Source organism: Mucilaginibacter phenanthrenivorans (assembly GCF_024721155.1).
Lineage (GTDB): Bacteria > Bacteroidota > Bacteroidia > Sphingobacteriales > Sphingobacteriaceae > Mucilaginibacter > Mucilaginibacter phenanthrenivorans.
In genome coordinates this window covers 238,295-251,375 of the sequence record NZ_JAHVAP010000002.1, presented here as the reverse complement: position 1 = coordinate 251,375, position 13,081 = coordinate 238,295, and the positions used below count along the sequence as shown (strand labels likewise).

At 41.0% G+C, this 13,081-nt stretch carries 14 protein-coding genes; 6 read left to right on the top strand and 8 right to left on the bottom strand.

Annotated features, from left to right (window positions below):
- Positions 1-129 precede the first annotated feature (129 nt).
- Complete coding sequence (locus KXD93_RS05815; RefSeq protein ID WP_258135966.1) at positions 130-1,260, top strand: glycosyltransferase family 61 protein; 1,131 nt, start codon at positions 130-132, stop codon at positions 1,258-1,260.
- Between the two features lie 20 nt (positions 1,261-1,280).
- Here the strand turns inward: KXD93_RS05815 and KXD93_RS05810 are convergent, their stop codons facing one another.
- Positions 1,281-1,544: a Txe/YoeB family addiction module toxin gene (locus KXD93_RS05810; RefSeq protein WP_258135965.1), complete on the bottom strand. Its 264-nt coding sequence runs from the start codon at positions 1,542-1,544 to the stop codon at positions 1,281-1,283.
- A complete protein-coding gene (locus tag KXD93_RS05805) occupies positions 1,537-1,752 on the bottom strand; it encodes a hypothetical protein (protein ID WP_258135964.1) in 216 nt (71 codons plus the stop codon). The genes KXD93_RS05810 and KXD93_RS05805 overlap by 8 nt, the downstream gene beginning before the upstream one ends.
- Positions 1,753-1,967: 215 nt before the next feature.
- Here KXD93_RS05805 and KXD93_RS05800 point away from each other — a divergent pair, with 215 nt between their 5' ends.
- From KXD93_RS05800 to KXD93_RS05790, 3 genes are all read left to right on the top strand, one after another.
- On the top strand, positions 1,968-2,174 hold the full coding sequence (locus KXD93_RS05800) for a DUF433 domain-containing protein (protein WP_258135963.1): 207 nt from the start codon (positions 1,968-1,970) through the stop codon (positions 2,172-2,174).
- A 9-nt stretch (positions 2,175-2,183) separates the two neighbouring features.
- Positions 2,184-2,993, top strand: coding sequence for a tRNA pseudouridine synthase A (locus tag KXD93_RS05795; RefSeq protein ID WP_258135962.1), 810 nt, complete (start codon positions 2,184-2,186; stop codon positions 2,991-2,993).
- A 91-nt stretch (positions 2,994-3,084) separates the two neighbouring features.
- Positions 3,085-4,395: a DEAD/DEAH box helicase gene (locus KXD93_RS05790; RefSeq protein WP_258135961.1), complete on the top strand. Its 1,311-nt coding sequence runs from the start codon at positions 3,085-3,087 to the stop codon at positions 4,393-4,395.
- Between the two features lie 167 nt (positions 4,396-4,562).
- Here KXD93_RS05790 and KXD93_RS05785 read toward each other — a convergent pair whose 3' ends face one another.
- The 5 genes from KXD93_RS05785 to KXD93_RS05765 form a co-directional block, all read right to left on the bottom strand.
- A complete protein-coding gene (locus KXD93_RS05785) occupies positions 4,563-4,781 on the bottom strand; it encodes a VF530 family protein (protein WP_373417347.1) in 219 nt (72 codons plus the stop codon).
- Positions 4,782-4,850: 69 nt separating this feature from the next.
- Complete coding sequence (locus tag KXD93_RS05780) at positions 4,851-5,276, bottom strand: SRPBCC family protein (protein ID WP_258135959.1); 426 nt, start codon at positions 5,274-5,276, stop codon at positions 4,851-4,853.
- A 19-nt stretch (positions 5,277-5,295) separates the two neighbouring features.
- Positions 5,296-5,739, bottom strand: coding sequence for an SRPBCC family protein (locus KXD93_RS05775; RefSeq protein ID WP_258135958.1), 444 nt, complete (start codon positions 5,737-5,739; stop codon positions 5,296-5,298).
- A gap of 4 nt (positions 5,740-5,743) precedes the next feature.
- The gene (locus tag KXD93_RS05770) at positions 5,744-6,076 is read right to left on the bottom strand and encodes an ArsR/SmtB family transcription factor (protein WP_258135957.1); all 333 of its coding nucleotides are present in this window, start codon (positions 6,074-6,076) and stop codon (positions 5,744-5,746) included.
- Positions 6,077-6,212: 136 nt separating this feature from the next.
- Complete coding sequence (locus tag KXD93_RS05765) at positions 6,213-6,875, bottom strand: YdeI/OmpD-associated family protein (protein WP_258135956.1); 663 nt, start codon at positions 6,873-6,875, stop codon at positions 6,213-6,215.
- 94 nt (positions 6,876-6,969) lie between these two features.
- On the opposite strand from KXD93_RS05765, the gene KXD93_RS05760 reads away from it, so the two are divergent.
- Entirely contained in the window at positions 6,970-7,581 is a 612-nt protein-coding gene (locus tag KXD93_RS05760; protein WP_258135954.1) for an HAD family hydrolase, read from the top strand.
- 80 nt (positions 7,582-7,661) lie between these two features.
- A complete protein-coding gene (locus KXD93_RS05755; protein WP_258135953.1) occupies positions 7,662-9,239 on the top strand; it encodes a S41 family peptidase in 1,578 nt (525 codons plus the stop codon).
- Positions 9,240-9,352: 113 nt separating this feature from the next.
- Here the strand turns inward: KXD93_RS05755 and smc are convergent, their stop codons facing one another.
- Positions 9,353-12,895: a chromosome segregation protein SMC gene (smc, locus tag KXD93_RS05750; protein ID WP_258135951.1), complete on the bottom strand. Its 3,543-nt coding sequence runs from the start codon at positions 12,893-12,895 to the stop codon at positions 9,353-9,355.
- Positions 12,896-13,081: the final 186 nt, after the last annotated feature.

The following is a 13,081-nucleotide window of genomic DNA, read 5'->3' as shown; positions in this document are numbered from 1 at the left end:
GTTTTTTTGTTTACACATCTATGGTTTGTCAAGTATTTTTAGCCGTCTTTTGCGTTAAAGTCGACAAAAATGAAAATTTATGGTTACGTAAATTACGTATCATTTTTAGTCCGCTTCTAAATATGTGAAATGAGTAAAGCTACATTGTACAAAAAAAAGATTAAAAATTTATTTTTCGGAACCATTAAACCTGTTAAAGCTAAAGACGAAGCAACCGACGAGCAAATTATTTTTCCTGAAGGAAAATTCCACATGCCGGAATTTAAAGATGCTTTCAATTGCTCCCATAGCGGTTTTTCCTGTTATGATATTAAAACGCCGCCTTTATATGTAAGATCTTTTAACAATGCTTTTTGCTTTACTAACCGTGAAGAAGTTTTCTCCAAAAACAAGCAGGTTATACTTGAATTTACCGCTCAAAAAGAAAATCCGAAAATTGGCGAAAGTAAATTAATATTCCTCAGATCAAAAAAAAGAAAGATAGATGCTGTGGTAGCACATTTGTCTTTATCCGGGTTAGAGAATAACTATTATCACTTTTTAACCGAATGTTTGGCAAGGTTTTATCTGCTGGAAAAATCAAGCTACAAGCCTGAATTTTATATCATTTCCAATCATCTGAATTTCCAAATGGAAATGTTAAATCTTTTGGGAATAACAGCAGATAGAATTATTCCTGCAAATAGTAATTTCTTACTTCAAATTAAAACCCTTATTGTCCCTGATTTTATAAATAATTGGAATAAAGTACATTACAGAGGTTTCGAAGGCTATCAAAAACTATGGAGCCCCTCGTGGATAGTAAATGTGTACCGCGATAAAATCAATTTATTAAAAAACAACAAATCAGGCACGAGAAAAATTTACATTTCAAGAGATAAGGCAAATCATAGAAAACTAGTAAATGAAAAAGAAGTCAACCTGCTTTTTTCTGAATTAGGCTTTGAAATATATTATCTCGAAGAAATGAATATGCTGCAACAAATTGATTTATTTGCCTCGGCAGGTTTCGTTGCAGGACTTCATGGCGCCGGGTTTGCAAACCTCTATTTCTCTAATTCAAAAACAAAGATTTTTGAAATCTATACAGAGCATTATCACGATAGCAGCTATAGGATTCTTGCAACAAGCCTGGGGTTAAATTACTCCTATATTATCGGCCAGACCTTAACCACCAAGGACACTCATCCCCAAAAAGAAGACGTGGAAGTTGTTGTTGAACAATTAAAGCATGCTTTGGTTAAATTCATTAACGATTAAACTTTATGAAAGTTATATTTCTAATCCTGGTAGTGTCCATGAAGAGAATGTACAACAATTTTAAGTTCTTCTACTTTATAAACAATTCGATGTTCCAAATTGATTCGCCGTGACCAATAGCCTGAATAGTTAGCCTTAAGAGGCTCGGGTTGGCCAATCCCTTCGAAAGGCGTTTTGCAACAACTCTCTAAAAGACTATGAATCTTTTTTACGCCTTTTAAATCATTTTTCACCCACCATCCCAAGTCTTGCCAGGCTTTAGGCATAAAATGGAGTTCACGCATTAATCATCGACTTTAATTCGGCTAAATTAAGTGGTGTTGGTTTCACAGAACCATTTTCGTAGGCTTCGATGCTCTGCAAAATAGCGGGATTGGTAATTTCATTGGATGCAACGGCCTTTACCTTTTTTACAAAAGAGATATTCTTTAAAAACTTTTCCACAAACGTGGCTTCGCCACCGGCAACCTCTATTTCTAAGATATATTTCATACAAACTATTTTGGAAGGAAAAAGTATGCACTTAGAGTCCTACTTTTCCGTCATACAAATTTAATGTAATTTATTTAAACAAACAGTTATCTATATTAATGATAAAGGCAAGTAAGCACATGCGTTATTAACGCTAATTGGCCTATCAATTCCTTCATAATTACTTAAATTTGGCCGAAGTATATATAAGACCCTAATTTACAGAAAAATACTCTATGCTAACTATAGATCGAATTACATCTGATCCAAACGTTATGAATGGCAAAGCCTGCATACGTGGTATGCGTATAACGGTATCAATAGTGCTTAATCTTACTGCCAATGGTATGAGCAAAGCAGAAATCCTTGAACATTACCCGGCTTTGGAAAAAGAAGATATTGATCAATGTCTTCAATATGCATCGCTTATAACTAATTCGTAAATCCCTCCCTTGCGTTACTTCTTCCACATAGCCTATCATGGCACAAACTATAGCGGCTGGCAAAAACATCCGGGTGTGTTGAACGTGCAAGAGGTTTTGGAAACTACACTTGGCAAATTATTAAAGACCGTAGTAAATATTAACGGCTGCGGGCGTACCGATGCACGGGTACATGCCAGTCAGTTCTTTTTTCATGCTGATATTGACCAGGAACTAAGTGATGAATTTCTCTTCCGGCTCAATAAGATCCTGCCTGATGACATTGCTGTTTTTGAGATCATCCCGATGCAGGGCCTCCCTCATGCACGGTTTGATGCAGTCCAGCGGAGCTATGATTATTTTATCCATACTTATAAAGACCCTTTTTTAACAAACTTCAGTTCCCTATACCTTGATCCAAAACTTGATCTTGATAAAATGAAGTCGGCAGTTGCCTTGCTGCCCCTGTACAGCGACTACCGGGGCTTTTGCAAAATGCCGGACAGGAATGACCATACTATTTGCAATGTATCCTCAGCGAGCCTGTTTGTTAGCAACAATGGTGATAAGATCAGGTTCCAGATCTCGGCTAATCGTTTTTTGAGTAAGATGGTGAGAATAATAATTGGCAGGTTACTGGATATTGGCGAAGGGAAAATGAGCGTCGACGAATTTGAACACCACCTCATCAGCAGGGAAACTCCCAAGATCATTATTCCGGCTTATCCGCAGGGGCTTTACCTGTCGAAGGTCACTTATCCTTACCTTGATATTCCCCCGGCGACAACCTTTACAGCGATGCTAAAAAATGCCGTTGATGCTGATTGGCAGGCAGTTTAATCGCCCTAAAAACGCTGATTATATTAAATAGCTGAAAATAAGCTATAAAAAGGGTAATTTTGCGCTCCCTTAGGATTTTTAATATTACAGGATGTCGTGGTCAGAAAAATTAAAGCTTAGTAAACAATTAATAAGAGCCGTAACCGAAGCAGGCTATAACAGCCCTAAAGAGGTGCAGCAGAAAACATTGGCACGTATTTACGGCGGCCAGGATGTTATTGTTGTCGGCCCCGAAGGCTGTGGTAAAACTACTACCTATACTTTAGCAGTTTTAAACCGGATAAAATACAATTCGGATGGTGTGCCTTTGGTGTTGATCCTGGTGCCCACTAAGGATGACGTGTTAGCTGTTATCAGCGGGCTGGAGCATTTTGGTAAAAACAAACAAATGTCTATAGTCGGCTTATACCCTGCGTTGGGTACCGAAGCACAAATGGATGCTTTGGCAGACGGCGCCGACGTAGTTGTTGCTACGCCCGACAGGGCACGCGCCATCTACCTAAAACTTGGCCTTAACCTTAATAAAATCGAGTTGTTAATTATCGATGACGCAGACCTGATCGTAAAACAAGGCCTGCAATTACCCGTTGCTGAACTTGCCAACAGCATCACCAAATGCCAGCACCTGGTGTTCACCGAAGTAATGCACGATAAGTTGGAAAAGATGATCAGTCCCTTTATGCAATCCGCGACCACTGTTGAGGTGGAGGAAATTGCAGAGAGCAAACTGGAAACGCATCCGCAGTTATTATACCACGTACCGAATTTCATCACCAAGCTAAACCTGCTGAATTTATTTATGCAGGATAGCGAGCTATTCACCAAAACAGTAGTATTTGTAAATACCCGCCATACTGCCGAAAAGCTCTGCAAAACGTTGCAAAACCGTCAGAATAATTCAGTTGCGATTTTAAACTCGTGGACGATTGAATTGAACAGCATCCCCGATATTGAAGATTTTAAAAAATCGGCCAATACCCGAATCCTGATCGTATGCGGTGAACCTGAGGAAGCGCTGGATTTGCAAAACATCCCGTTCCTGATCCATTTTGAATTACCGGAAGAAAAAGAAACGTTTATCAAAAGAGTGATCAATAACAGTACTTCATCCGAAGACGAAACATTGGCGATAACTTTTACTACGGATCTGGAACTTACTGCGGTAAGACGAATTGAGCAAACCATCGGTCAAAAAATCCCGCTTGGTGATCTGCCTGATGATCTGGTTATTGAGCAGGATAAAAAAGAATCTGTTGCTGAAGAAAAGAAACCCGCAAAAAGCAAGGTAGTTCAACCTGCTCCCGGCGAAGCCTTTCATCAGAAAAAGCCCGAAAATTCAAAGACTTATAACTATAGTTCAGGGGTTAAGGCAAAGATGAATATGAAGAAAAAGCACGGGTAAGAGGAGGTGGTTAAAGCTGAAAGGTAAAAGCCGAAAGCTATAAAAATCTTGTCATTGCGAGGAGGAACGACGAAGCAACCTCGTAGCAATGCATGTCCTCCATAAAAGTAGCAGACTTTTCCGATCGCTCTGTATAGCTACGAGGTGCTGCGCTGCAATGACATTGTTTAATCTATCGGGCTATTCAAATACAAATCCTCTACTTTTTTGCGCGCCCATGGTGTTTTACGCAGGAAGGTTAAGCTTGATTTTATGCTTGGGTTATCCAAAAAACAATTAATGCGGATCTGGTAGCCCAATTCAGGCCAACCGTAGTGGGCCACCAAAGCATTCAAAATCATTTCCAGTGTTTTGCCGTGAAGCTTGTTATTTGACTGTTGCTGCATATCCATGCAAAAATAAGAAAAAGGTAGAGACACAATACACAGACACAAAGTATTGTGTCTCTACGGTTGTTATTTCTCCACGTATTCCAGGAGAGATTTTCCAACAATATAGGTCCATCCTGCTGTAAAGCTTTCTCGCGAAAAATCCTTGCTTACCTGCGGGAAGGTATGCAACCCGGTATGGGTTAGTTTTACCCTGGTTTTATCGCCCTCATCAAAGATCTCCCATGTAACAAACGATTCACCGGGGTAGCCATCATATTGCCAGCTGTGGGTAAGCTTCTTCCCGGGTAAAACCTCTGTTATTTTACAAATATGCAGGTATTGCTTTTCCTCCGATCCGCCTGAAAACCGGAACTCAAAGCCAACTTCCGGCTTAAACTCATCCAGCTTAAAATACCATTCCTTCATTTTATCTTTATCGGTAATGGCCTGCCAAACCCTGTCGGCGGGTGCTTTATAAGTTCTTTCAATTACAAAAGGCGCTGTTTCCATATAAATTGAGGTTTATTATTTATAATTCATTTTCTTGTTCAACATACTCTCTCAATGCCGTACCTATAAAATGTGTCCATCCCTCAACAAAATTATTTCTTTCAAGGTCGGGATCATTGTTCTTATTAAAAGCCTCAAGATTATGGTGTGTTACAATAATTTTGGTTTTATCATCATCGGCAAATAATTCAAAACTCACCAGCGAGCTATCGGCATAGCCCCCGAATTTCCACTCATAGCTAATCTTTTTATTCGGAACCACTTCGGTTATCTTCCAGATATGCAAAAAGTTTCTGCCATTATGCGGAACATCAAACTCGGTTTCAAAACCTATCTCAGGTTCAAATTCAACAAGCTGCGGAAAATACCACTGGCGCATTTTTTCAACGTCAGTTAGTGCATGCCATACCCTTTCGACGGGGGCATTGTAGGTGCGTTCAACTATAACCGGTTCGCTTTTCATAAAATCAGGCTTTAATATTATTGTTTGTATTGGTTTCGTTGTCAAGAAAATCGCCAAGGGCATCTAATTTTTGCGTCCAGAATTTGCGGTATTGCTCAACCCAATCTGATACTTCATTCAGTTTGGTAAAATTGGCCTTACAATACCTATCCCTCCCATCCTGCTTTATAGTAATTAGCCCGCACTGGGTTAAAATTTTTATGTGTTTTGAAACTGCAGGGCGACTTATATCAAAATTATCGGCAATGGAATTTAAGTTCATTTGCCGGTTAGCCAATAAACCTATAATCTCCCTGCGTGTTGGATCGGCAATTGCCTGGAAAACATCTCTGCGCATAAAATAAGGTTATATGAAACCTTTCGGTTACAAATATATGCGAAACCATTTGGTTACACAAAATAAAATTGAAAATATATTTAGGCATAAAAAAAGAGAACATGTTATGCTCTCCCTTTTTGCAACGTATTTGTATTTATTTTTCCGACGGGTTCTTTTTCCCGGCCTGCAACTTTTCAATCATTTTTTCCAGCCGTTCATTCCTCGTCTTCTCCTGTTTTGCCGACAATATCCAAACCACATATTCCTTCCTGTTACTGTAGGATAAGGATTGATAGAAAGCCATTGCTGCAGCATTAGGCGTCAGTGCCTGCTCAACATCAGCAGGTAGCTTAACCTGCTTGTTATCTACGTCGATATAATCGGCGTACTCGTTATTTCCCTTGATGGCTTCGTTACGGGATTCCGATACCTTTGATTGCCCGATTGGACGGAAGCGCAGGGCGGTCCAGATATCATCAACGGCAGCTGCGGATACACCGTTGTAGCCATATTTACCGACGATATCCCAATTGCCCATCATTTCCAGGTCGGACTTTATGCCCGAACTTTTCTTTGGATAAGTGATCCAGAAAATTGAATCGGGCTTTAATACCGGAACTACAACCGGAAGGGTATCCGCTAATTCATCGCTATTTTTTACGAATAGTTGCACGCCATCAAACTCCCCATCCAAATCAAATATGGCTTCAACTCCGTCTGGCAATGGTTCAAGTTGAGTGAGATAATTGTCCGGCGCGTTATAAAACAGCCAGCGTTTCCCGGGTTTTACCTGTAGCTTTTTAGCAAGTGCATTCATGGTCAATTAAATTGGCTTCCTTATCTTTGTAAACAAATTTAAAAGATTATAGTCACAAAGCAATATACCCTGAAGCTGCAATGAACTATCAACTATGAACTACCAAAATATCGACAGCCGTAAACAGGCATTTATATTTGAACTGGATAATGTGCTATATCCGGAAAAGGATTACCTATTCCAGGTTTATTACCTGTTTTCGGCGATGTTAGAATACACCGAACTAATTGATGCCAAACAGACAACCGAGCTAATGGTAAACACGTATATAAATGAAGGTAAGGAGTTTGTTTTTGACAGGCTGAAAGAGAAGTTCAATATTGATGAGAAGTTCAGGGCTAACTTAAAACATTTGTTAATAACAGCAAAGCTGCCCTTAAAACTGTTGCTTTTTCAAAATATGCTTACCCTGCTCCAGGATATTGTAGTAGATCGAAAAAAGATCTTCATCGTTACAAACGGCAACCCGGAGCAGCAACTGAATAAAATTAAGCAAACCGAATGGCATGGGCTTGAACAATACCTAACGGTTTATTTTACCGAGGAAAGTACGCCAAAACCAGAGCCTGATATTATTGATATTCTGATAAAAGATCATAACTTGCAGAGGCGCGACCTGGTAATGATTGAAAACGCTGAGATCGACAAACTTTGTGCGGAGGCAAGCGGGATTGACTGCATCAATGCAAACGAGTTTTTGTTATAGAGCATCATACCATAGCTACCTTATTTTCGTTTAATAACATTTAATAAACTGTTCACTTAGAAAACTTTACGCTCATTGATATGAAAAAAATATTTTACCTATCTATTATTTTGTTACCCGGATTGTTCGCTTCATGCAAGAAGGACAAGAAAACTACGCCTAGCGGAACGACAACCGCATCCGCAATCGACCTCGTTAGGGATTCAATTTTTCTTTATTCAAAAGAAGATTATTTTTGGAATACGCAGCTCCCTTCGTATAGCAGCTTTAATCCGCGCTCTTATACCAGCGGAACAGAGTTTGCTTCGCTACAAACCGAAATGGACGCGCTGTCTCAGTACGCAATTAACCCGGCAACAAATAAGCCTTATGAGTACAGTATTTATAACCCGGGATCTGCCAAATATTCTTTTATTGATGATGGAACCGAAACAGGCGCTTTGAACGGAAATAAAAGTGATTATGGTTTTGATTACGGGTATGAGCAGACGGCTATCAATACCGTAAAGATTTTCATACTTTACGTATACCCGGGCTCAGCTGCGGCATCGCAGGGTTTAACCCGTGGGTGCGAGATCACTGCAATCAACGGAAATACCAATATCTCTTACGATGGCTCCGGCTATGGTTCGGGAACAGGTGCGCATAATAATTTGGTATATAATGCCATTTTTGGTAGCACTACTTTATCGATGACCGTTACAAAACTGAATGGAACGTCGGCTACTGTGAGCATGTCCAATCTTGCCTATACAGTTAACCCGGTATTAAAGGATACCGTACTTGATTTGGGTGGAGGACACAAGCTTGGTTATTTGGCATTTAATACGTTCACTTCTACTGATAATGCCCAGCCAAAATTGGATGCAGCGTTTAAAACATTTGGTTCTGGCGCTATCACCGACCTTGTGGTGGATTTACGTTACAATGGCGGAGGTTATGTTTCAACTGCGGAATACCTTGATAATTTAATAGCTCCCCCTGGTACCACATCATTAATGTACAGTACAACATATAACAGTAATTTAACAAATGGAAAAGATCCGTTATTAAAAAACCAGGTATACAATGACGGACAAGGCCCCTATACCCTGGCAGATGTTATTGCACAACTTGTTGCAACTAATACTGTGAATTTTTCAAATACCGGCTCATTGAATTTACAAAAGGTATTTTTTATGGTAGGCCCGAATACCGCATCGGCAAGTGAGCTTACTATAAATAACCTGCGGCCTTTAATGAATGTACAGTTGGTTGGCGACACTACTTATGGCAAACCCGTAGGTTTTTTCGGCCTTAACATTGGAAATTATGTAATGTACAACCCTCAATTTGCAACTGTGAATTCAGCGGGAAAAGGTGGCTACTACGCCGGGATGACACCTGGTGTTGGCGGATACAACGGCTATCAAATTTATGACGATTACAGGTTTGATTTTGGCGATCGTAATGACCCAATGTTAAGCCACATAATAAATTATATTACGCTAAATACCTATTCTATGCCAACGAAGGTCACGCAAAGCCTGGCAGCGTCTGCCAATCAGGGTTACGGTTTGAGGCATGCGGCGGCTTTAAATAAAAACCGGGTAAGAAAGACGTTCAATGGAATGATCTTTAACAGGAAAGTCACAATTACAAAGGTTACCCATAAATAACGCGAAAGCTTAAAATGATTTAAAGGGTGATAATTAAAGCAAACTGCTTTTTTATCACCCTTATTTTTTAGGGCAAATAGATTAAAGGGAATTATTAAGTATTTGTGGGATATTTAATCAACCAGTTCGCGTAAGTCAACAGCAACAACTCTTGAAACACCCTGTTCAACCATGGTTACGCCGTAAATAATGTCGGTGCTCGCTATGGTTCTTTTATTGTGAGAGATAACTATAAATTGCGACTCTTTTGAAAACGCCCTGATAATGTTGTTGAATTTATCGATGTTGGTATCGTCAAGCGGCGCGTCAACCTCATCAAAAATACAGAATGGAGCAGGCTTCAACAGGTAAAGCGAGAATAAGATGGCCGTGGCTGTAAGTGTCTTTTCACCACCCGATAGCTGGTTTATTGATAGTGGCCGCTTGCCTTTTGGCTTTGCAATGATATCAATATCAGACTCAAGCGGGCGCGATGGGTCACTAAGGATGAGGTCACAGGAATCCTCTTCGTTAAACAAGGACCGGAACACTTTTATAAAATTCTCACGTACCAATGTAAACGAGGTCATGAACTTTTCCTTGGCGGTATCGTCAATTTCCTGTATGGTAGCCAATAAGGAGGCCTTTGCATCGCTCAGGTCCTTTTTCTGTGCCTGGATGAAGGTGTAACGCTCATTCATCTCGTTGTATGCCTCAACAGCCAGCGGGTTGATCGCTCCGAACTCATCCAGCCGCTTTTTCAGCTTCTCGGCCTTATCGCGAATTTCATGCTCATTTTCACCCTCGCCAACTTCTGTTTCGGGCAAATCCTGGATATCGATATTGAACTCCACAGAGAGCCTTTCCTTTAAGGCATTCAGTTCCAGCTTCAGGTTATTCCTTTCGTCCCTTAACTCATTCTCTATTAACTCAGCGTTGTCCTTTTTGCGGCGTAACGCAGTGATTTCCTCTTCAGTTTCGCTGATCTTCCCACGCCATGCATAATGTTCCTGCTCTGCTTGCTGGGTAGCCTTTTCAAGCAGGTCCTTTTGCTCATACATCTCCAGCAGATCATCGTCTGAGTTATCCGATTGCTGCAGGTTTTCCTGTATCGCCAGCTTTACTTTTTCAAGTTCTTCACTATTGTTCTTTATCCGGCCTTCCAGGTTTTCCTTTTGCGATTCCCTGTAGTCCAAATCTTTCAGAAGACCCGACACTTTATTTTGCTGCTGATGAAAGCGGATATTTTCCTGGTTATAAGCGTTTGATTTTACCGATACAAATTCATTCAGTTCGTTAAACGCTAGCTGTTTTTCGGCGAAAAGCTCGGCCTGGGTTTGTTTTTGCTCCTTTAATTCCTCTAATTGCGGAATCAATGCCAGTGTTTCTTCTTTTATGCTGGCTATTTTACGGGCAATATCCTCCTTGCGGTTCAGGCTATTTTCAATAAACGTTTGATATTGTTCCTGCCGGGTTTTAACGGTAACCAGTTCAGTATTCAGCAGATTAAGCTCGTTTTGTTTTTGTTTAATCTCGGCCGCCTTACCCGACGCCTTCAGTTCAGCAAGCCTGTTGTGCAAAGTGTCGAAGCGTGCCTTAAAATCATTTACCTCCACATCAATCAGCTTGATAACCTTTAACAACGCTTCAAGGTTTTTTGCCCTGCCAATCCGCTTACCCTCAAACAAGCCAACCGAACCACCCGCCATTGCGTGTTTTGATTTATTGAACTTACCGCTTTTGCCAATGACAACTACGCCCTCGGGCAATGATGTATTGTTCAGCGCATTGTCGTTTTCGTCATTAACCAGGTAGACATTTTTGAGCAGATGTTCACAAAGCGGCTGGTATTGCCTTTCAACCTCAACCACATTCAGTGCAGGAATGGCTCCGTCCAGTTCTAACTTCTCAGAAAAGTTTTGCGTTGTTTCATAGCTGCTTAACACAAAAAACTGCGCCCGTCCCTGCGCCGCCTTACTTAATAAATTGATCGCCTTTATGGCCTCATTATAAGTTTCAACCACGTAGTGGTTCATCAGCGGTTCCAGGTAGTTTTCTATGGCGATCCGGTATTCCTCGCGACAAAACAGCACATCGCTAAAAAGCGGCGCATTTTTTGACCATTCCGTATTCTTCTTTAAAAACCGGATGGATTCGGGAAAACCCTCCAGGTTATCAACCATACTTTTGGTAAGGTTGTACTCGTTTTGCTTGGCATCCAGCTTACGGCTTTCGCGGATAATGGATTCCTGTATGGTATTTAGCTCTGTTTCTGTCGATTTTATCTGTTCCTGCAGTTTCGCTTCAAAATCAACAATTGTATTAAAGTCTTTTTCAGCTACTTCAACACGTTCCTGCAAGCCATCAACCGCGACGTTAAAATGGGAGAGTTCAGTCTCCTTATTGGTAGCGTCCTCCATGTTACGCTGCCCCTCCTGCTCCAATGCCTGCTCCTGGATCTTCAGGATATCAAGGTCCTTTTCTGCCTTATAAGCCTGGTTTTGCAGCCGGGTGTTGATATTGGTTAATTCAGCCAGTTCATTCCTTGCTTCGGCTTGTTCGGCACGCAATTCATCAACCGCCTCCTTCAAATCTGCTACCTGCGATCTTACCGCTTCGAGGTTCTCATCTTCCTGTAATTTCTCTTCGGATAGTCGCTTGATGTTGTAAAGTACGTGGTTAAACTGCGTCTTATCGCGATCCAGTTCTTCGGTTAACCGGGCTTCTTTATCCTGCTGAAACTTCAGCTGCTCGTTCTTTATTTTCTTCTCGCTCTCGTAGGCGCGAATTTTTGAAACATATTCGTTGGTTGCCTTTTGCTGAACCGAAAGGTTTTTCTCCTTGGTGAGGCTATCCAGCTTTTGCTGTTGCAAAAAAGCTTCGAGGGTATCAATCTGGGTTACAATGCCCGATTTCCCTTCCTTATGCTTTTGCTCCTGCTCCTCTATCCTGCTCAACGACTCGCTGAACGAGGCGATCCTGAATGAAGCCAGCGTAATGCTCAGTGCTTTATATTGTTCCTTGATCTGGTAATAGCGTTCCGTTTTTTTTGCCTGGTTTTCAAGCGTTTTAAGGTTCTTTTCTATTTCAAAAAGCAGGTCCTCCACCCTTTCCAGGTCGGCTTCGGTATCTTTTAGTTTATTGAAGGTTTGCTTTTTGCGGAGCTTATATTTGGAAATCCCGGATGCCTCCTCGAACAAGTTACGGCGCGAGCCTTCCTTGTTGGTGATGATCTCATCGATCATTTTCAGCTCGATGATGGAATAAGAATCAGCGCCTATCCCGGTATCTAAAAACAAGTCGGTGATATCCTTTAGGCGACATTGTACATCGTTCAAACGGTATTCGCTTTCGCCAGTACGGTAAAGCCTGCGTGTTAAGGTTACTGTCGAAAAATCAGTAGGAAGGATATTTTTTGTATTGTCGAACGTTAAGGAAACTTCGGCTAAGTTGGCAGCCTTGCGACTTTTGGTACCGTTAAAAATAACGTTGTCCATTTTCTCGGAGCGAAGCATCCGGGTGCTTTGTTCGCCCAACACCCAGCGAATCGAATCCACAACGTTTGATTTCCCACAGCCGTTAGGCCCCACAATTGCAGTTACACCCTCGTTAAAGTTGATAGTTATCTTATCGCCAAAGCTTTTAAACCCCTTGATTTCTAACTTAGTAAGCTGCATTTACGTTATCCTGATCCTTAAATTTTTGAACCTTGAAAGTAATAGAAAAAATTCGTTATTCCATGAGTTTTTTGAAGTCCGAAAGTCAGTAAAGACCGAAAGTCCGGAAGATGCTGTTTTGCGAATCTTTGATAACAGATTTCGCCATTCGAACCTTACCGACTTCCGGGCTTTCTGGTTAAAAAA

Bases quoted from the DNA above. Each gene is read 5' to 3' on its own strand.
- KXD93_RS05815 (WP_258135966.1), top strand. From the start codon at position 130: ATGAGTAAAGCTACATTGTACAAAAAAAAGATTAAAAATTTATTTTTC.
- KXD93_RS05810 (WP_258135965.1), bottom strand. From the start codon at position 1,544: ATGCGTGAACTCCATTTTATGCCTAAAGCCTGGCAAGACTTGGGATGG.
- KXD93_RS05805 (WP_258135964.1), bottom strand. From the start codon at position 1,752: ATGAAATATATCTTAGAAATAGAGGTTGCCGGTGGCGAAGCCACGTTT.
- KXD93_RS05800 (WP_258135963.1), top strand. From the start codon at position 1,968: ATGCTAACTATAGATCGAATTACATCTGATCCAAACGTTATGAATGGC.
- KXD93_RS05790 (WP_258135961.1), top strand. From the start codon at position 3,085: ATGTCGTGGTCAGAAAAATTAAAGCTTAGTAAACAATTAATAAGAGCC.
- KXD93_RS05785 (WP_373417347.1), bottom strand. From the start codon at position 4,781: ATGCAGCAACAGTCAAATAACAAGCTTCACGGCAAAACACTGGAAATG.
- KXD93_RS05780 (WP_258135959.1), bottom strand. From the start codon at position 5,276: ATGGAAACAGCGCCTTTTGTAATTGAAAGAACTTATAAAGCACCCGCC.
- KXD93_RS05775 (WP_258135958.1), bottom strand. From the start codon at position 5,739: ATGAAAAGCGAACCGGTTATAGTTGAACGCACCTACAATGCCCCCGTC.
- KXD93_RS05770 (WP_258135957.1), bottom strand. From the start codon at position 6,076: ATGCGCAGAGATGTTTTCCAGGCAATTGCCGATCCAACACGCAGGGAG.
- KXD93_RS05765 (WP_258135956.1), bottom strand. From the start codon at position 6,875: ATGAATGCACTTGCTAAAAAGCTACAGGTAAAACCCGGGAAACGCTGG.
- KXD93_RS05760 (WP_258135954.1), top strand. From the start codon at position 6,970: ATGAACTACCAAAATATCGACAGCCGTAAACAGGCATTTATATTTGAA.
- KXD93_RS05755 (WP_258135953.1), top strand. From the start codon at position 7,662: ATGAAAAAAATATTTTACCTATCTATTATTTTGTTACCCGGATTGTTC.
- smc (WP_258135951.1), bottom strand. From the start codon at position 12,895: ATGCAGCTTACTAAGTTAGAAATCAAGGGGTTTAAAAGCTTTGGCGAT.